The organism is Devosia sp. T2-14, from assembly GCF_055397495.1.
Map to the genome: position 1 here is coordinate 332,333 of NZ_AP027921.1, position 19,468 is coordinate 351,800.

At 61.1% G+C, this 19,468-nt stretch carries 14 protein-coding genes; 5 read left to right on the forward strand and 9 right to left on the reverse strand.

The window, feature by feature from the left end; all coding sequences use genetic code 11:
• Nucleotides 1-14: 14 nt before the first annotated feature.
• Nucleotides 15-2,591, reverse strand: a complete 2,577-nt coding sequence (locus ACZ5WT_RS01680; protein WP_464285655.1) for a hypothetical protein — start codon at nt 2,589-2,591, stop codon at nt 15-17.
• Nucleotides 2,592-2,665: 74 nt separating this feature from the next.
• Nucleotides 2,666-4,282, reverse strand: coding sequence for an ABC transporter substrate-binding protein (locus tag ACZ5WT_RS01685; protein ID WP_464285656.1), 1,617 nt, complete (start codon nt 4,280-4,282; stop codon nt 2,666-2,668).
• Between the two features lie 248 nt (nt 4,283-4,530).
• Between ACZ5WT_RS01685 and ACZ5WT_RS01690 the strand changes: the two genes are divergently transcribed.
• Entirely contained in the window at nt 4,531-6,711 is a 2,181-nt protein-coding gene (locus tag ACZ5WT_RS01690; RefSeq protein WP_464285657.1) for an alpha-amylase family protein, read from the forward strand.
• A gap of 52 nt (nt 6,712-6,763) precedes the next feature.
• Here the strand turns inward: ACZ5WT_RS01690 and ACZ5WT_RS01695 are convergent, their stop codons facing one another.
• From ACZ5WT_RS01695 to ACZ5WT_RS01715, 5 genes are read right to left on the reverse strand one after another with little or no spacing between them, the layout of a single operon-like run.
• The gene (locus ACZ5WT_RS01695) at nt 6,764-8,368 is read right to left on the reverse strand and encodes an ABC transporter substrate-binding protein (RefSeq protein ID WP_464285658.1); all 1,605 of its coding nucleotides are present in this window, start codon (nt 8,366-8,368) and stop codon (nt 6,764-6,766) included.
• Nucleotides 8,369-8,392: 24 nt separating this feature from the next.
• Entirely contained in the window at nt 8,393-9,499 is a 1,107-nt protein-coding gene (locus ACZ5WT_RS01700) for a mandelate racemase/muconate lactonizing enzyme family protein (RefSeq protein WP_464285659.1), read from the reverse strand.
• Between the two features lie 30 nt (nt 9,500-9,529).
• Nucleotides 9,530-11,008 carry an NAD-dependent succinate-semialdehyde dehydrogenase gene (locus tag ACZ5WT_RS01705; protein ID WP_464285660.1) on the reverse strand — a complete coding sequence of 493 codons (1,479 nt, stop codon included), beginning with the start codon at nt 11,006-11,008 and terminating at the stop codon, nt 9,530-9,532.
• Between the two features lie 5 nt (nt 11,009-11,013).
• On the reverse strand, nt 11,014-12,246 hold the full coding sequence (locus ACZ5WT_RS01710; RefSeq protein ID WP_464285661.1) for an iron-containing alcohol dehydrogenase: 1,233 nt from the start codon (nt 12,244-12,246) through the stop codon (nt 11,014-11,016).
• Nucleotides 12,246-13,205, reverse strand: a complete 960-nt coding sequence (locus ACZ5WT_RS01715; protein WP_464285662.1) for an Ldh family oxidoreductase — start codon at nt 13,203-13,205, stop codon at nt 12,246-12,248. The genes ACZ5WT_RS01710 and ACZ5WT_RS01715 overlap by 1 nt, the downstream gene beginning before the upstream one ends.
• Before the next feature lie 148 nt (nt 13,206-13,353).
• Between ACZ5WT_RS01715 and ACZ5WT_RS01720 the strand changes: the two genes are divergently transcribed.
• Nucleotides 13,354-14,034: a GntR family transcriptional regulator gene (locus tag ACZ5WT_RS01720; protein ID WP_464285663.1), complete on the forward strand. Its 681-nt coding sequence runs from the start codon at nt 13,354-13,356 to the stop codon at nt 14,032-14,034.
• A 65-nt stretch (nt 14,035-14,099) separates the two neighbouring features.
• Here the strand turns inward: ACZ5WT_RS01720 and ACZ5WT_RS01725 are convergent, their stop codons facing one another.
• Nucleotides 14,100-14,522: a YciI family protein gene (locus ACZ5WT_RS01725; RefSeq protein ID WP_464285664.1), complete on the reverse strand. Its 423-nt coding sequence runs from the start codon at nt 14,520-14,522 to the stop codon at nt 14,100-14,102.
• 150 nt (nt 14,523-14,672) lie between these two features.
• On the opposite strand from ACZ5WT_RS01725, the gene ACZ5WT_RS01730 reads away from it, so the two are divergent.
• The 3 genes from ACZ5WT_RS01730 to ACZ5WT_RS01740 are packed head-to-tail and all read left to right on the forward strand — an operon-like array spanning nt 14,673 to nt 17,624.
• Nucleotides 14,673-16,004 carry a hypothetical protein gene (locus tag ACZ5WT_RS01730; RefSeq protein WP_464285665.1) on the forward strand — a complete coding sequence of 444 codons (1,332 nt, stop codon included), beginning with the start codon at nt 14,673-14,675 and terminating at the stop codon, nt 16,002-16,004.
• Nucleotides 15,994-17,295 (forward strand): UDP-N-acetylmuramoyl-L-alanine--D-glutamate ligase, encoded by a 1,302-nt coding sequence (gene murD / locus ACZ5WT_RS01735; protein WP_464285666.1) that lies wholly within the window; start codon nt 15,994-15,996, stop codon nt 17,293-17,295. The genes ACZ5WT_RS01730 and murD overlap by 11 nt, the downstream gene beginning before the upstream one ends.
• Entirely contained in the window at nt 17,292-17,624 is a 333-nt protein-coding gene (locus ACZ5WT_RS01740; protein WP_464285667.1) for an SMR family transporter, read from the forward strand. The genes murD and ACZ5WT_RS01740 overlap by 4 nt, the downstream gene beginning before the upstream one ends.
• Here the strand turns inward: ACZ5WT_RS01740 and ACZ5WT_RS01745 are convergent.
• Entirely contained in the window at nt 17,593-19,335 is a 1,743-nt protein-coding gene (locus ACZ5WT_RS01745; protein WP_464285668.1) for a hypothetical protein, read from the reverse strand. The two genes, ACZ5WT_RS01740 and ACZ5WT_RS01745, sit on opposite strands and share 32 nt — an antisense overlap.
• Nucleotides 19,336-19,468 lie beyond the last annotated feature (133 nt).

Here is a 19,468-nt window from a genome sequence, read left to right on the forward strand (position 1 = left end):
AACCGGCGTTCCGATCAGTTTTGCAGTGCCGTAAAGTAAGGTTCGTTCGCCAGATCCTGTTCAAGACCGGGCGTGATCTGCGATCCCCCGTCGCGCGTAAAACTCAGGAAAAACTGCAAGTGATAGTCGGACTGGGTGTAGTCGGCCGGAATTCCGGCCGAATAGCTGTTACCCGCCGTGAGCATTTCCATGGACCTCCACCTCTCTGCCTGGTTGACGTGGCGGTAGTGGAGAACAGGGGCGCCATCGCTCCGTCCGGCAAACGACACCTTGAAGGGCTCACCACCCACAAAGCGATCTGCAGCCGTCACACCCGAATGGTCAGCGCGTGTCGGCTTGCGGGACTGGAGGAGTCCAATTGCCACCATGGTAGCCGCGTCCGCCGGCACAGATTCCGTTCCGCCGTAATTACGCAGCGCCTCTAGATCGAGCAGCTCTGCTTCGATCTCCGGCAGGCGCGTATGCCAGGAACCGCGTAGCCAGGACTGGGGACCATAGGTCATGTCGTCGGGGTAGAGGTCCCGCGACACGGCTGCGATCCTTCGCCAGGCATCCACCGACCGACGCGCATGGTCGAGCATCGGCTCGATCAGCACGGTCGCCTTGCTGGCGATAAAAAGCTCTGCCCAGCAGGCGGCCCTGAACTTCTCGGCAAAATGCCGCGCAAGCCCGGAGAGAATTTCAACATCGACCATAATGCGCTGTGCTTCCGGCCGTCCAGCATCGCTCGCACCGCGCGCAGCAATCACGGCCTTCTCGCAGCCCAGGGCCATCTCATCGAGCCAGTCCGCGACATCGAGCGGCGTGTAGCGGTGGGATTGCTTGCCCGCGAGCAGCAACTCGGCATATTCGCGCGCCGTTGCGAAGAGTTGCGGGTCAAACGTTGGGGCGTTTCCAAAGCGGGTGGGCCCTTCCATGTCGAAGCCATAGGCGCGCCGCCCAGACCCTTCGATCAGGCCGAGATTTGTATATACCTCGGGCCAATAGTGATTGTTCGAGACGGACGGGCCGTGAACCAGGGTGACCAGCGGTAGAACACGGCTGCCTAGCGAGAGACCGTCCGCGCAGGCCTGGGCAACGTCGCCGCATTCCTTTTCGAGCCAGCGCATCCAGCTCTGACGCGGCGCCTCTGGATTATAGATCAACCGGCCCCAGACGCGATATTGATAGTCATATTTGCGCCAGTCCTGCTTCGTCGCCCAGCCTTGCTTCTGGTAGCTGAAACGCTGGCCCGGCACGCCGGTGCCCATGCGACCCTTGAAGCTCTGAGGCTCGCACCACTCCACCCCGTCCGAGCCCGCAAACATTGAGCTGCGCCCGTAGCCTGCGGCAAATACTGGGTCGCCCCAGAGTAGTACGCGCTGCGTACCTGGCCATATGCGGTAGATGACCTTGAAATCCTTGTCTTTCTTGAGAAGGTCTCCATAGGAGTAGCGAAGGAATTTGCGCGAACCTTCGCTCAATTGTTCGCGCTCGCTGCGCGCCACCTCGGGCGGGTATTCCTTGTTGCGGATTGCGGACTGATGATAAGGCAGCCCCATATGCTCGGCGATATATTTGGGAGACGCCGCGACCGGCATGCCGCTTTTCCGGGCGATGTCGATCATCGTGTAGTCCAGGCCCTTGCCGTGCATGTCGATCTCGACCGGTCGGCCGACTGATGCCACACCCGAGAACACCTCTTCCCAGAAGCCATATTCGCCTTCGGCTACGCCACCTTCGACATGGACACGGAAAGTGAGGCCGGTGATCTCCGGAACCTCCCGCAAGAGCCGAGCAACAGCGTCGCGGCAATAGGGGGCGAAATTGTCGTCCGTCACGCCGCGAACGGTGTAATTGGCGCGGGGAACGTCATCGAAATCGTATCGTTGCGTCCAGAGCGCAAGCTGGAAATCGAGCCCTCGTCGTGCAGCTTCCCGACCGATAAAGCGGAGCATTTCCAGGTTATGCTCGCGCTCCTCCGCGCTTAGTTCCTTGAGGTCGATCGAGTAGCCATCGACCGCCATCAGATAGGGGTAGGGAAAGTAGAAGTAGACGTCAGTTATCCATGGGTTGTGGTAGGGATAATTGTACCCAAACCCAAGTGCGAGCGAGAACCGGTTGAAACGGTTGGAAGCCAGCATGGAGAGGTAATCGCGCCACTGCTGCTTGTCATAAAACCAGACCTTGTCTTCTTCTTCCGAGCAAAAGAGCCGGGACATGGACCGGATTCGTGACGATGGCTTCTCGGTCAGCGGAAAAGCACCACAGAAGGGGTCCACGTCCGTCGTGGTCCGGGCGCGGTCCGCCAGCTCCGTGATCGCATAGACAAGGCCCCGGCTGTCGCTGCCCCAAGCGATTATGTGATCCCCATTGCGAACCAGCGCCATCGCTTCCGGTTCTTCGGGCAATTGAACCTGAGGCGCGCTGTCCGGCGTCAACACTGAGGCTAGTTCGACGACGAGCCCGGATGATGGCCTATCGGCAATCACAGCAGCAATGTTCCGCTCTTCCAGCGCACGAACGAGATCAGCAGTTGCCCATTCAACTGCCCCTGCAGGGTCTCGAAGAACATCTGGAAATACAATGGTGACCTGCAGCGCCGGCGACATGACGAATTCCTAAAATCAGAAGGCGGAATGGGCCCCGGAGACACAAGTCTCTCCGGGGCCCAGGGAGGACCTGACTAGACGGACGTCGCCTGCGAGAGTGGCCAGTTCACGTATCCCGACAGAACCTCGAAGCCGAGGTCGACCTTGGGCGAACGAACCATCATGAAGCCGTTGTTGGACACCGGCAGAATGACCGCGTCCTTGAGGGCCTGCACTTCGATCTGCTGGACAATGGCGATGCGCTTATCGAGGTCGGGCTCCGCAAGTGCCTGATCCAGAAGATCATCGATGCCCGGTATCGTGACCCCATAATGGCTCATATTCGAGCTTCCGCTGCCGTCAGACTTCACCTCGCTTGTCGCGGTCAGGTAGGTCAGGATCACCTGGGTCGGAACCGGCGGCATGGCCGAGGACTGCTGGCTCAGCGTGTTGGTGCCGATGTTCTGGTCGGCATGGAAGGCAGTATGGTCCTTGATGTTAAGTTGCATGTCGACATTGATCCTGCGGAGCTGGTCCTGGATCATCAGCATGATCGCCGAGAAGTCTTCGCGCTGCGACGTGTCATTGGGGAAGCGCAGACCGTTCGGATAGCCAGCCTCTGCGAGAAGCGCCTTGGCCTTCTCAGGATCGTATTTGTAGGCCACTTCCTCCGGAATGGTATCGGCGTTGAAGCCACCAGGGAAACTGGGCGGGTTAAGGCCATAGGTGCGCTGACTGATCGGGGCGATAGCGGTGGTGATTTCGTCGCGATCGATGCCGTAGAAGAGAGCCTGACGCACGCGAATGTCGTCGAATGGCGCCTTTGTCAGGTTGAACTGGATGGTAAAGAAGCTACCCGGACTGACGACGTCGAAGATCAGGTTCGGATCGCGCTGACGCATTGAATCCGCCCAACCCGGCGCGCGAACGCCCTCGATGATATGCGCGTCGCCCGAAAGGATGGCGAGGGTGCGGGCTGTTGTGTCAGCAATGTAGCGGAACTGGATTCTGGGGGTCGCCGCTGGCGTATCCCAGTAATCGGGATTGGCAACCACGGTGATGCCTTGCGAGGGATCCTGATGGACGGTCTCAAGCATATAGACGCCAGTACCGATTGCGTTGGAGCCAAGCGCCTCATCGCCGATTTCCTCGACGGCCTTCTGGCTTAAAATGGCGGCGTCGTAGTCGCTCAGGACTCCCAGAAGGAACAGGGGATCAGGCTGCTCCAGGTTGAAAATAACCCGATAGTCACCGTTCGCATCGACACTGGCGATGTTGGTGAATTTTGCGCGCACGCCACCGACACGCTGCCCGTCAGTTGCCCGGTCGAACGTGTATTTGACGTCGGCGGACGTCATCTCGCCATAACCCTTATGGAACTGCACGCCCTGCCGAAGCTCGAGCGTCCAGGTCTTGGCATCCGCGGAACTGGACCAGCTCGTTGCGAGACGCGGCACCAGCTCATCCTGGCTATCTGGGAACCGCCAGCGCGGCAGATCCACCAGCTTGTCGTACATGGCAATGATCGCCCAGTTATCGACGCCCTGGATCGACTTGACAGGATCCATGGTCCGCAAGCCGCGGGCGGCGAAGGCTACCTGCAGTGTATCAACACCCTGCGCGAAAGCCCTGCCGCTGGTCACGGCGTATAAGGCCAGCCCGGCCGCCGCCGCACCCGTGCCTGCCACAAAACTGCGCCTTGAAATGCTCATCTTATCCTCCCGAAAAGATGTCTGACTCGCCTGCTTGTCCCGTCCAGCAGGGCCACACGCTGACCCACGGTAGCGCGACCAAGGCTTCGCTCAAGCCTGCCGGTGGCCCTTTTCCGCATCGTGGAAGAGACCAACAATTTGCGTGGGATTGCTTCCGCATCGCGGAAAGTACGGCGCCCGGGACTACCTCTTGATTGGCAATGCGCTAGCTCTGGAAAACGAACGCCAAACACTTGAGGAGGACAATAATGGGCTCGGAGCCTTGGTATAAGACTGCCTTGCGTTGGGGGCAGACCAATCTGGTCGAATGCGACCCCGAACGGTACGATCCGGAGTTCTGGCGCGAGCATTGGCGCAAGACCAAAGTGCAGAGCGTCATCGTCAATGCGGGCGGGATCGTCGCGTACTATCCGTCCGAATTTGAACTGCATCATCGCGCCGAAAAGCTTGGCGATCGCGACCTCTATGGGGAGATTGTAAAGGCCGCGCGCGAGGAATGCCTCGCCGTCATCGCCCGAATGGACTCCAATCGCGTCGCGCAGGACTTCTACGAAGCCCATCCTGACTGGATCTGCCGCGACCGTAACGGCGAACCTTATCGCCTCGCAGACAAGTATGTGACCTGCATAGGCTCGCCCTACTACACGGAATACCTGCCCAAGGTGATGGAAGAGATTATTGCGCGTAGTCAGCCAGACGGGTTCTCCGACAATAGCTGGGCCGGATTGCCGCGCAACAAGATCTGCTACTGCGAGAATTGCAGGGAACAATTCAAGGTGCATGCCGGGATGGATCTTCCGCAGGATCACGACTGGACCGATCAGCCCTATCGCGCCTGGATCCGCTGGAACTTCGAACGGCGCACCGAGCTCTGGGCCCTCAATAACCGCGTCACGCGTGCAGCGGGCGGCGAGCATTGCGCGTGGATGGGCATGATTAGCGGTGAGGTACTCTACAACTCCCAGCGGTTCATCGACCTTCGGGGCATTCTTTCGCAGGCGCCAATCGTTATGCTCGACCATCAGCGTCGCAGCGCGATCGAAGGCTTTGAGCAGAACACTGAAGCGGGCAAGCGGCTGCACGAGATAGCTGGTTGGGACAAGTTGATCCCCGAGTCCACGCCCCAATACCAGTTGGGTGCGCCGGTTTTCCGCCTGTCCTCCATGCCCCGGCCGGAAATGCGCCTTTGGGCCACTGCCGGCTTCGCGGGTGGTATCCAGCCATGGTGGCACCATATCGGCGCCAACCACGACGACCGGCGGCAATATCAAAGCGCCGAACCGGTCTTCCGTTGGCATGCCGAGAACCAGGACATCTTGGTCAACCGGGAGATTCGCCCAGATGTTGGAGTCGTCTGGACCCAACAGAATCACGACTTTTTTGGACGCGAGACAGCGGCCGAAAAAACCATGGCGCCCTATCGCGGGGCCATCAAGGCCCTCGACCGCCATGCGATCCCTTACGTGCCGCTGCACGCCGATGATATCGCGACCGCCCATGAGCGCGTGAAGGTGATCCTCTTGCCCAACGTGGGCACCCTCAGCGATGCACAGCTCGCAAACGTCCGCGCTTTTGCGGGCAAAGGGGGCTCGGTTATCGCCACTGGCGAAACCGGGATCGCCGATCACAACGGCGAGGCCCGCACCGATTTCGGTCTCGCGGATCTTTTTGGTGTCCACCGTGGTCAAGGCCATCTGGGCGGTACCGGCCCGATCAATCCGGACATGGAAACCTGGGCCCGCCACACCTATTTGCGCCTGTCGCCAGAAAACCGTTCTGGCGTTTACGGGCCAACGGACGCCACCGCACCCGGCACGGGAGGCATCCGCCATGCCATCCTTGAGGGGCTCGAGGAAACGGACACGATCCCGTTCGGCGGCTACCTGCCAATCGTTACGCTGTCTGAAGACGTCGACGTTCTGGCGACGTTTGTGCCGGACTTTCCGATCTTTCCGCCGGAAACGTCGTGGATGCGCCAGCCACGGACCAACATTCCTGCGATCACCGTCCGGAAGGATAGTGCTGGCGGATCGATGGTCTGGATCGGCGCCGATCTGGATCGCTGCTTCGCACGAGACGAAAATGCCGAGCACGCCCAGATCATTGCCAATGCCGTGCGGTATGCGCTCGGCGGCACAGACAAGGTTCGGCTGTCCGGCGGACATGGCGTGATCACCGCAGAACTGTACCGTCAGAAGGGCCGTCACATCCTGCATCTGAACAATCGCCTCCTGCTTTCGCAAGTGCCTGGTCGCCAATACGACTTGCTGCCCGTCGGTCCCGTAGAAGTGCGGCTCTCCGTCGGCAGCAAGGCCGCCGAAGTGTCACTTCGCGTGGCCGGCAAGTCCGTACCGGCGCGACGCGATGGCGATGCCCTGGTGTTTGTCGTCGACGCAATCCTCGACCACGAGGTAGCCATTATCGATTGATTGCCTGCCTAGACGAGAAATCGCGGCGCGCTTCACAGGCGCGCCGCTTTGATCAGACCCGGCGGGCCTTGCGCAGCGACCAATATGCGAAGCCGGACTCCACAGGAAAGCCGATATCGACCCGCGGATCGCGCGCAATGACATAGCCAAGCGTGATGATACCAATCATCGGCAAATCGGTCAGGATCTTCTTTTCCATCTCCTTGACGATCCCAATCTGCTTGTCAAAGTCCGGCTCCTGCTGGGCCCGGGCGATGAGATCGTCAATGCCTGGAATGGCAACGCCATAGTGATTGAAGTTGCCCTGCCCCGTGCCATCCGCCTTGACGACGGCGCGCGCTGAAGCCTGCTGGAGGAACACATTGATAACCGCTGGACCATAACTAGAGGAGTTCAACGGCATGTTGTTCTTGTCTTGCCGGTTGTCTCCGTGGAAGGCGTTGTGGTCGATAATGGAGAGGTCGAGCGTAATATTGGCTGCGCGCAACTGTTCCTGGATCATCAGCATGATGGCGGCATAGTCCTCGCGCTGGCTGGTATAGCACGAGATGGTGATGCCGTTTGGATGCCCGGCCTCGGCCAACAAGGCCTTCGCCTTTTCAGGATTGTAATCGTAGCGCAGTTCCTCAGGCAGCTCTTCCTTGGTCACGGAACCCTGGAACTGCGAAGCGATGATCCCGACCATTGGTGCCGCTTGCTCGCCATAGGCCGAAGCAAGCGCCGTGTTGTCGATCGCATAGCGAATGGCCTGGCGAACACGGATATCGTCCAGCGGCGTGCGAGTCAGGTTGAGATGCAGGAAGTTGAAGCTTCCCGGCTTGGTCATGTCGAAGGCCGTATCTGCCGACCTCTGCTGCATCGTCTGGATCCAGCCGGGGGACCGCACCCCCTCGATCATGTCGACCTGGCCTGACGCAAATGCGAGCGTACGCGCGGTGGTATCAGCAATGAAGGTAACGTTGACACGCGGGCTTGCCGCCAGCTCGTCCCAGTAGTCCTGAAACGCGGTGAGGACGATACCCCCCTGTTCCGTGACACTCTCTACCTCAAACGGTCCCGTCCCGACCGGATCGATGCCGAAGCTTTCGCCCTTCTCCTCAAAGGCCTTTTTGCTGACGATGCTCGCAGCCATAACCGAAACGGTAGCACCATTGAGCAGCGGATCAGGCTGCTTGAGCTTGATCACCACGGTATATGGGTCGGCCGCCTCGACCGAGGCGACATTGGCGAACTGCACCTTGCCATTGGTGACAAGGTTCGGGTCCAGCTGTCTGCCGAAGGTGAAGACCACATCATCCGCAGTCATCTCTCCATAGCCTTTGTGGAACTGCACACCCTGCCGCAGCTTGTAGGTCCAGGTCTTGGCGTCCGCCGACATCTCCCAGCTCTCGGCCAGGGCCGGTTCGAATTCATCGGGCCGCGTGGCAAACTTGCCGTCCGGGTTCCTCGCCAGTGTCTCGAATACTTGGTAAATCGCCCAATTGTCGCCGCCCGTGAGCCCCGTCTGCTGCGGGTTCACAACGGTGGGCGCACGAGCGGCAAGCGCAATGGAAATCGCTTCCTGCTGTGCAAATGCCGGGCCAACCGACAGCCCAAGACTGCCTGCAGCGCCGACTGCGCTGGCCGCAACAAGGAATTTTCGTCTAGTCAGTGTCATCGGGTTCTCCTCCCCTGATTGATCTCAGACAGTTATTGGTATCGATCGCCGTCGCAGTTCCTCCCCATCGAACTCCGCACCCAGACCTGGGCCAGTTGGCAGATGGAACAATCCGTCTTTGGGCTCTGATGGGTTTTTGAACACAGCACCCGCTCTCTCCCAGCCATCGGCCAGTTCCACAGGCTTGTTGAGGTGCATGACGGTGGAGAGAACGTGCAGATTGGCCAGGTGGCCAATCGATGGCTGGGTCTGGTGCGGCACGAAGTCGACGCCGTGGGCATAGGCGATAGCGGCGCACTGCATCAGTCCGGTAATGCCGCCCATCTTGACGATATCCGGCTGGACCATGCGAACGCCGGCATTGATGAGGTCCTTGAGACCCTGAAGAGTGTATGTCTGCTCGCCGGCGGAAACGGTGATATCGAGACGCTGTGCCACTTCGCCCATGGCCGAGACGTGGTAGTGCTGGACCGGTTCTTCGAACCAGGCAAAGCCAAGGTCCTCAAGCGCCCGCCCGACGCGCATTGCGCCGCCGACGGAATAGCCATTGTTGGCATCGAAGCCGAGAACGAAGTCGTCGCCCAATGCCCTGCGGACTGCCTTGGCCTTGGCGATATCGCCTGGAATATCCACGTCGAGCTTCGTGCGGTCGCCATCCCAGCGTATTTTGACGGCAGCGGGTTTTTCCTTTGCAACGCGGCGCTGAACAACTTCCACGACCTGATCGACGGTACGCCAGGCATTACCGCCAACGGACGCGTAACATGTGAGGCTCTCGCGCCATGCGCCACCGAGCAGTTTGTAGATGGGTTGGCCAAACAGCTTTCCCTTGAGGTCCCACAAGGCAATATCGATGGCCGCAAGCGCAGCTGTGGTCGCTCCTTCGGGGCCCAGCTTGATGCATTTGTGGAACAGGGTATCGAGCAGAACGGCGTGATCGAGCGGGTCTTTCCCAACCAAAAACGGGGCCATATCCGCCGCAATGATGGTCAGCGACGCTAGTCCGCCCTGCATTGGCGAGGCTTCACCCAGGCCAAAGAGCCCCTCATCCGTTTCAATTCTGACGAACGACGACCGCCCCCGTCCCTCACCCCATTCCAGCTGAAATGGTTCGACCTTAGTAATCTTCAACGCTGTCCCTCCTTCAGCTTTCCCCGATCGCTACCAGTTGGCAGCGATGTACTTGGTCTCGCAAAACTCCATAATGCCGTGATGTGAGCCCTCCCGGCCGAGGCCGCTCTGCTTGACGCCTCCAAAGGGCGCTGCAGGATCGGACACAAGGCCGCGGTTCAAGCCCACCATGCCGCTTTCAAGCTTCTCGGAAACTCGCAGGCCGCGGGCGAAATCGCTCGTAAAGACATAGGCAATGAGGCCATACTCGGTGTCATTGGCAGCTGCGATCGCCTCGTCCTCTGCCTCGAAAGTGCTGATCGCGACGACGGGACCAAAGATCTCTTCGCGCGTGATCCGCGCCGTAGCAGGAACACCGCTGAGCACCGTCGGCTTGAGGTAAAAGCCGCCACGATCGTCAGCGTCGCCACCGGCCAACACGACTGCGCCGTCGGAAACAGCTTCCTCGATCAGCCCGCTGATGCGCTCGACTGCGTCCTGGTTGATCAACGGTCCACACTGGGTGTCGGGGGCATAGCCAACCCCCACCCTCAGCGCATTCATGCGCTCTGCGAGGCCCTTTGAAAAACGCTCCGCAATGCCCTTCTGCACATAGAAGCGGTTGGCGGCGGTGCATGCCTCGCCGCCATTGCGCATCTTCGCGACCATTGCGCCGTCAAGCGCTGCGTCGAAATCGGCATCGTCGAACACGATGAACGGCGCGTTCCCGCCGAGTTCCATCGAACAGGAAATGACCGTGTCAGCGGCCTCGTGCAAGAGTTTGCGCCCGACTTCGGTCGAGCCGGTGAAAGACAGCTTCCGCACGCGCGGGTCATGCAGCATGGCGCTGACCGTCGTGCCCGAACGTGAGGTGGTGATGACGTTGACCACGCCGGGCGGAACACCGGCCTCGCGATAGACATCCGCGAGATAGCAGGCAGTCAGCGGCGTCTCGGTTGCTGGCTTCAGTACACAGGTACACCCCGCGGCGAGTGCGGGTGCGATTTTCCGCGTCGCCATCGCTGCGGGAAAGTTCCAGGGCGTAACCAGAACCGAAACACCGATCGGCTGGTGCTGCACGATGATGCGATTGGCCCCACTCGGCGCCGTGTAAATCTCACCATTGAGACGCACCGCTTCCTCCGAGAACCAACGGAAGAACTCGGCCGCGTATACCACTTCGCCACGAGCGTCGCCCAATGACTTGCCATTTTCGAGGCTGATGAGTTGGGCCAGGATTTCCTGGCGCTCCATCATCAGCTCATAGCATCGCCGGAGGATTTCTCCACGTTTGCGCGGCGGTGTCGCCGCCCAGGCAGGACCGGCAGCGTGCGCGGCGTCGACGGCCGAAATCGCGTCATCCACACCGGCATCGGCGACCGTTGTGATAACTTGCGCGGTGGACGGATCAATCACGTCGATCCGTTTGCCGACGCTTCCTGGCTTCCAAATCCCATCGATCCACAGGTCCCCCTTGAGCGTCTTGGGATCGAAATGGAGATGCGCGAAAGGCGAATTACTTGTGATCATGTCAGTCATCCGGCAATGAGCGACGCCCGGTCGCCAAAATAGGCGGCGCGAACCAGAGCAAGCATGCTGTTCCCGTCCAGCGGGCGCGGGTTGTTCTTGACGAGGCGAGAGGCACCGAGCGCAGCGTCAGCGGTCCACGCAAGCCTGCCTTCGGGTAGACCGAGATCTTTGATGGTCCGGGGGATGCCGACGCTGTCGAAAAGTTGGACAACAGCCTCAATTGCCGCCTGTGCGTTCGCGGCGGTGTTCTTGCCGTTATTTGCGACGCCCATCGCCGCCGCGATTTCGGCGAGTTCCGGCGCTGCATGGCTGCGATTGAACTGCATTACATAGGGCATCATCACCGCAACACCCGCGCCATGCGGAGTGTGGGTCAGGGCCCCGACGGGATACTGCACGGCATGCGCTGCAGCCGTACCGGCAACACCAAAGGCCAGGCCCGCATAAGTCGATCCCAGCATGAGCGCATCACGCGCGTCCCGGTCGCCACCATTTTCGTAAGCGCGCTGAAGGTTGCCGGCGATGAGCCTAATGGCCTCGACGGCATAGTAGTCCGAGAAGGCATTCTTGCCGACGAAGACATGTTCCTGCGCCAAACCTGCAGAAGGCGCCCGACGCAGCGTGGTGTATGCTTCGATGGCATGGGTCAATGCGTCGGCCCCGGACACGGCCGTCAGGCCAGGCGGGCATGTATCGGTCAGGTCCGGATCGCAAATAGCTATCTGAGGTATCAGGTGCGGGCTGGCCATCCCAACCTTGACCGCCCGATCAGGGTCAGCAACCACGGCCACCGGGGTTACCTCCGAACCAGTACCGGACGTCGTGGGAACGGCGATGACCGGAAGGACCGGTCCTGGCACCTTGAACTCCCCATAGTAGTCGGACAGTTGGCCGCCGTGCGCCAGCAACAGGGAGATGAGCTTTGCCGCATCCATGCAGCTGCCACCGCCGAGCCCAATAATTACGTCGGCCTTGGCAGCCCGTCCTGCCGAAACTCCAGCGGTGATGCTCTCGGCGGGAAGCTCAGCGATCGTGCCATCAAACACCGTGACGGCAAGTCCTGCGGCCTCAAGACTTTCAGTAAGTTCACGGCAGTCACCAGAAACGGCCATGCGCTGGTCTGTTACCACCAGCGCCCGCTTGCCGAGCACGGCAGCATTGGCGGCAATGGCACCACGTTGGCCACGCCCAAACAGCAGGGTGCGAGGAAATCTGGAAAGCCCGAATAGGCTAGTCATCAAATATGGTCCTGTAGATGTTCTAACTCTCCGGAAAGGATCTGGATTTGGTCCCAGACCGGGTCTGCAATAGGCACGCCCTCGACAAGCCGCTTTGCCTTCTGCGCAAGCCCGCGCTCGCCCGGAACCAGCACGGCATCAAAGCCATTGGCTGGGGCGGTATTTCGGATAATGTCTAGATAGTTGGCGATGCCGACTGCGCGGACACGGTCGATGACGATGAAGATATCGCCCTTGTTGCAGAGGTGCTCGGCGTCGAGCGTACCTTGGACGTCACGCCCCAGAGCTGCGCCGGTGAGGGTCGAAACCAGAAGCTCAAAGGCAAGCCCCAGTGCATATCCCTTTGCCTGGCCAAATGGGGCAATGGCGCCAAGCTTGGCAGCCTCGGCATTCGTGGTCGGCTCCCCAAGCTCGTCCAGCGCCCAACCCGGTTCCAGGGAAAGCCCCCGATGGGCACGATCATGAATTTCGCCCATGGAGACAATGCTGGTCGCCGTGTCCATGACGAATGGCTCGGCGTCGCCGGTCGGTACACCGATCGCTATGGGGTTGGTGCCTAAAAGCGCCTGCCGTCCGCCCCATGGATGGACCAATGCCTCGCTGGTCGACAGCACGATGGCCACCTGCCCCGCCGCAGCGACGTGTTCGGCATACCAGGCCAGCATGCCGATATGCTGCGCGTTGGCGACTGCAGCGATCGCGACGCCGGTTTCCCTGGCCCTCTCGGTGACGGCCTCAAGTGCGGCAAGCGCAACGACTGGGCCAAGCCCCCTCTCGCCATCAACTTCAAGAAAGCTGTCACCGCGCCAGACGTGCGTGCCACGGGTAACCGGGTCAGCAAGGCCCCCTTCGATGCGCTGAACGATACGGGGAAGGCGCAGCAGCCCGTGCGAACTGATTCCCCTCAGATCGGCATCCAGCCACAGATCAACCTGCCGTTCCGCATGAATTGCTGGCACGCCCGAGCGCTGAAGCGCTTGGCGGGCCGCATTTCTCACCTTTTCTGGTAACAAGACAGGCAAGATATAAAATCCGATCTGATATCTGATTGTTCAGGCTGAAGCATGGTGGTATCCATCAGTCAGGTCAATATGGATTCCTGATAAAATGACGATGGGTCGTGAGCGCGCTGCCACAGGTCTGGTCAAACGCCCGACCCGGCTTGGCGAAGAAGTTTACAACGTCATCTACGACCAGCTGGTGTCGCGCCTGATTCCTCCGGGCGGGAGAATCTCGGTGGACCGGCTTGTTCGCGAACTTGGCGTGTCGCAAACACCGATCCGCGAGGCGTTGTCGCGGCTCGAAGCACAGGGCCTTGTCGTCAAAACCCATTTGATTGGCTACAGCGCCGCCGACCAGATGGATGCGGATCGCCTTGAGCAGCTTTACGAGTTGAGACTTCTGCTGGAACCATTTGCGGCCGCCCGGGCCGCCGAGTTCATGGACGATGCGACCATTGATAGCCTCAACAAGCTCGCGGCAGACATGCTGTCCTGCGCCAACGACGCCCCAGGTGAAGCCTATGGCCGCTTCGCCCAACTCGACACGCAGTTCCACGACCTGATTGCAGCGGCCAGCCGGAACGAGTTGGTTCAGGAGACACTGGCCAATCTGCATATCCACGTGCATCTGTTCCGCCTCTTTTACCACGCGAGGGTCACCGCGGATGCTATCGACGAGCATCGGCACCTGATCGATGCTCTGGCGCGTCGTGACCCCACCGCCGCTGAAGCGGCCATGCGCGCCCATCTTGAGCGCTCGCGTCAGCGCTTCAACAAGGCTTTCTGAGATCCTTTCCGCATGGTGGAAGCCTCATCCACCTCGCCCACAAGGCAGGGCCAAAAAAGGGGCCGCTATCGTTCCTCGTATTTCTCGCGCACCCGGGCGTGGAGGGCTTCCACTTCGGGCGTCATCTGTTCGGCGAAGTCGCTCATCTCGATGATCGGGCGGATTTCGATCTCGCTCGGCCCGGGCATCGGATTGGGGCAGCGTTTGACCCAGGCGATCGCCTCGTCCATGTCGCGCACTTCCCACAGCCAATAGCCCGCCACCAGCTCCTTGGTTTCCGCAAAGGGCCCATCGATCACGGCCCGGCTGGCGCCATCGAAGGCCACGCGCTTGCCGTGAGCCGATGCCTTGAGCCCGTCGCCGGCCAGCATGATGCCAGCATTGACCAGTTCCTCGTTAAACTTGCCCATGGCCTCCAGCATTTCGGTGCTGGGCATCACGCTCGCTTCGCTATCCTCTGTCGCTTTCACCATTACCATTACGCGCATCGCACCACTCCTTGGGTTGGTTGAGGCCTGTCACGGCCTCTGACCATACGACGAACAGGTTCTGCCAATTTCGACACGTTCGAAAGGCCCCACTCCCGCCACGGACGCAAATCACGTATAGGGAGAGTAATCCCGCGAGTGACCCGAGCCTTGACCGAACAATTCCTCATCGAGCGCCCCCAATTTGACCTGGCTAGCGGCACCGCCAGCTTTACCTATGTTCTGGCCGGCCAGCGCTTCCGCGAAACGCTGACCCTACCCCCCGTCGCCGATCCGGCCATGGCGGCTAGTCCCGCTTTCGGCAAGTTGCTCGATCTCACCGCCATCGTGCTTGGCGTCAGCTACTTCAAGCTCAAGGCGCCATTCGAAATCGCCGCCCCCTCCATTGCGCTGAGCGAAGCCGAACGCGCCTTCGCCATTGACGTCTATGAAAACGGGCTGGGCGAATTTTATGCCCGCAACAACCTGCAGCGCTTCGGGCGCCTGTCGATCACGGCGGCCGACGAGCCTGTTTCCGTGCAGCCGGCCATAGCCCTGCCCAACCGTACCCTCCTGCCCATCGGCGGTGGCAAGGACTCGCTGGTGAGCGTGGACCTGCTGAGCCATGTCGGGGTGGAGTTCAGCCCCTTCGCCGTCAATCCCAAGGGCCCGATCCTCACCTCAGTCGACAAGATCGGCATCGCGCCGGTTTATGTCACGCGCAAGCTCGATGCCGAGATGATCCGGCTGGGCAGCGAGCCCGGCTACTACAACGGTCACGTCCCCTCGACGGCCATCAACTCAATGATCGCGGCGCTCTGCTCCGTCCTCTACGGCTACAACCAGATCGTGCTGAGTAACGAGCGCTCAGCCAGCGAAGGCAATGTCGAGTTCGACGGGCGGGAGACCAATCACCAGTATTCCAAGTCACTGGGCTTTGAGCTGCTGATCGCTGCCATTCTCAGCGACGCCACCGGTGGTGCGCTGAAATATTTCAGCCTGCTCCGCCCCTATTCGGAAGCGCGGATTGCCTCGCTCTTCACCCACGAAACCAAGTTCGACCACGTCTTTTCGAGCTGCAACCGCAACTTCCGCCTGTCCGGACATGATGGTCCGCTATGGTGTGGCGAATGCCCGAAGTGCCACTTCGTGTTCCTGATCTTTGCGCCCTTCATGCCAAAGGATCGCCTGCTCTCCATCTTCGGCCAAGACCTGCTCGACAATCCGGCCAATGAGGGCTCGTTCCGCGAACTGGCTGGGCTGGCCGGCCAGAAGCCGTGGGAATGCGTCGGAGAAATCCTTGAGGCCGCTGCCTGCCTTTACACCCTGACCCGGCATGCCGATTGGCACGAGACTGCCGTGGTCCGCGCGGTCAAGGCGGATCTCTTTGCCCAGTATGGCGAACCCCAGCTGCAGCTGGCGATGGCGGAATGCCTGACCGACAGTCACGACCACCACATTCCCCCTGCCCTTGCCGCCAAGGTGGCCGCCTATGCGGTTTGAAGAACCCATCCTGCTGTATGGCGCGGGACGCGAAGCGCTATCGACCCGGGCCTTCCTCAGGGCACGCCAGCCCGACCTCAAGGTCTTCGTCACTGTCGATAGCGGCGCGGCAGACATTCCCGACACCGAGGTGATCGAGCCAGCCGAGCTGGTGAATGCCATTAAGGAACATCGCTTCGGGGTGATCGTCAAAAGCCCGGGCGTCTCGCGCTACAAGGACGTGTTCGACATCGCCCGCGACGCGGGCATTCCGGTGACGTCCAACCTCAATCTGTGGGGCGCGGCCTACCGCATGAACCGCATGGTGATCGCCATCACCGGCACCAAGGGCAAGTCAACCACCGCAACACTGGTGCATCTGATGCTGACCAGTTCGGGGATCGACGCCGGCCTGGCGGGCAATGTGGGCCTGGCCCCGCTCGAGATCGCCGACCAGCACCCCGTAGTGATCTTTGAGCTCTCGAGCTACCAGACCGCCGATATGAGCTTCCTGCCCGACATCGCGGCGGTGACCAACCTCTATCCCGAACATGTCGACTGGCATGGTTCCGTCGATCGCTACTTCCGCGACAAGCTGCACCTAATCGATCGCGAAGGCGGGTTCCCCGTGGCGCTGGGCGCTGCGGCAAAGACCAACGGCCTGGTGGTTGCCGCCCTGCGCGACCAGCGGCGCCTGATCCGCAACCTGACGCCAGAGGAAAGCACGGCTATCGACCACGCCGTTGCCACATCCCGCCTCAAGGGCGCACATAACCTCGACAACGCCCGACTTGCCGCGCAGATCACGCTGACCGCAGGCGGCACCATTGAGGGGATTGTCGCCGGCATTGCGGCGTTCCAGCCCCTGCCCCATCGCCTGGAAGAGCATCTGTTCGGCGGTATCACTTTCGTCGATGACTCGATTTCGACGACACCCGAAGCCACCAAGGCGGCGCTGGCCGCCTATCACGGCCGCCGCATCGCCCTGATTGCCGGAGGGCACGAACGCCAGCAGGACTATGCTGAGCTGGCAACGCTGCTGGCCGGGCATGGCGTGACCACCTTGGCCTGCCTGCCCGTGACCGGCGAACGCCTCGCGACCGCGACCGAGGCTGCTGCGCCGCAGGTCAAAGTGCTGCGCGAGCCTGATCTCGAGGCCGCCATGAAGGCGCTGCATGAGCATCGCGCAGCCTTCGACACAGTGATCCTGTCGCCGGGCGCACCGTCTTACAACCAGTTCAAGAATTTCGAGGAACGCGGCCAGCATTTCATCGCGCTCGCCCAGTCCCTGTTTGGAGCGGAAACCCGATGAACGGCGCAATCTATCTGGGCATTGCCATTGTCGGCGAGGTCATCGCGACCTCGTTCCTGCGGGCGTCGGCGGGGTTCACCGTTCTCGTGCCGTCGATAGTCGTGGTAGTCGGCTATTGCGTGACCTTCTACTTCTTCTCGCTGGCGCTGCAGACCATTCCGGTCGGTGTTGGCTATGCCATCTGGTCAGGGGTCGGGATCGTCCTGGTATCGATCATTGCCTTCTTCGCCTATGGCCAATCGCTGGACCTGCCGGCGCTGATCGGCATCGGCTTGATCCTGGCGGGCGTTTTGGTCATCAACCTGTTTTCGCAGTCGTCCGCGCACTAGCCTGGGCACCCTGTTCCATCGCCTGCTCGGGCACGCCCGCCCGAACCAGCGCATCGCGAACGGCTTCCAGCAGGGCATCGTCGGAAATCCGCTGACGCAGCCGAGGCATGATCCCGCTGGCGCGGAAGGCCGCATGGTCGAGCACCTGCGGCAGGAAGCGATTGACCACATCGGTATTGCCGCTCCCCTGGGCGGCCATGACCGCCAGGATCGGCCCGAGCTCACGATCAGACTGCGCATATTGCTCGGCCCATTCCCGGGCGGCATCGAAGTTGCGGTCGCGCAGCGCCAGCAGCGCCGGAACACCGAAATAGTAGGCAGGCGGATTGGGCGAACTGCTGAGGGCCTCATGCGACATGGCCTCGGCCTCAGCCAGGTGCCCCCCCAGCGCCAGCAGACGCGCAAAGCTCGCCAGTCCATCGCCATTTGCCGGGTTGAGCTGGATGGATGAACTGAAATCGGTCAGCGCGGCAGTATTCTTCCCCTCCAGTTCGTGCAGGCGCGCCTGCTGCTCCCAGACGAAGCCGTTGGTTGGATCGAGCAGAATCGCCTGATCAAGCATGTCCTGCGCCGTTGCTTCGCGGTCCACCAGAGGCGCCGCGCCCGTTTCCGCCTTGAGAATGGCGCTGGCGGCGAGTGCGGTGGGCGTGCCCCTGTCGATTTCGGGCAGGCCTGCATAGCAGGCGCTGGCCTGCTCCGCGTCCACGGTTTTGCCGCTCTCGCGATAGAGCCCGTAGAGCACACGGCACATGTAGGAACTCTGCATTCCCGCCGGCGGCATGCCCTTGGCCAGCATTTGCCGTGCCGGCGCATGCAGCGGGCCGCGCGGGCTGCCCAGAACCAGGCTGAGGGATCGCGAAACCTTGTCGAGCACCTGCGGTGACATTGCCTCCAGCACCGGCACGGCCAATGTCTGGTTCCACACCACGCTGCTGCTCCGGCTCTCGGTAAGGATGGCGCTATACTGCATCACTGCATCATCGAGCCGGACGATACCGGTGAGCACGAAGTCGCTGGTCGGCAGGTTGGGCATGGCCGCATTAGCTTCGCCCCCACCGCCATACCGCACTGTCAGGTCCTGAAACTCGTCGAGATCGGTGACCAGCTCGACCGCCAATCCCGCCACCTGGGGCGGGGTTGCGCCACCCGGCGCCAGATTCTGGAATTCGACCACCGCAACGGAAGGCCGCTGCAGAACGTCCGTCTGCTCCTTGCCCGGCCCCCAGGATGATATGGCATAGGCCGTTGTCGCCGCCACAACCGCGATCAATGCCAGCGCATACCACGTCAATGGCAACTGACTTGTCGCGCTTTTCGTTGACGCCTTCGCCTGTGCCTCAGGTGCAGCTTCGGTGCTGCCAGCAAGCTCCCCCGCAAACACGAAGTCCGGCACATAGCGCCCGACGGGCAGCCTGATCTGGGTTGGATCATCGCGCCCTGGCCCGGTGTAATAGGTCTCGAGCAAGGCGCGCAGCCGGCGAGCCTGCACCCGCACGATGGGATCGGCCTGCGGATCGAAATCAGCACCGCGCCCGAACACGTCAACGGCAATTGAATAGGCTTTGATGGACGTCTCGTCGCCGTCGAGCGTGCGGCGCACAATGTAGTCCAGGAACCGGGCGAGCTGGGGAGAGCGCGAGATTTCGGGCCACTCGAGCAGCCGCTCGAGTGCAGTCAGGATCGCCTCGCGCTTATGCGCCAGATCAGTCACCCGCCTCTCCAGGTTACGGGGCAATAGTGACTCGTTACATGTAAAACACAAGCGCTCGTTACGTCGACTTTACCCTAGTTTGCCTAGGCGCACCGCATTGCTTCAAGCATAGGCCGACCGTCGACGTGCAGAA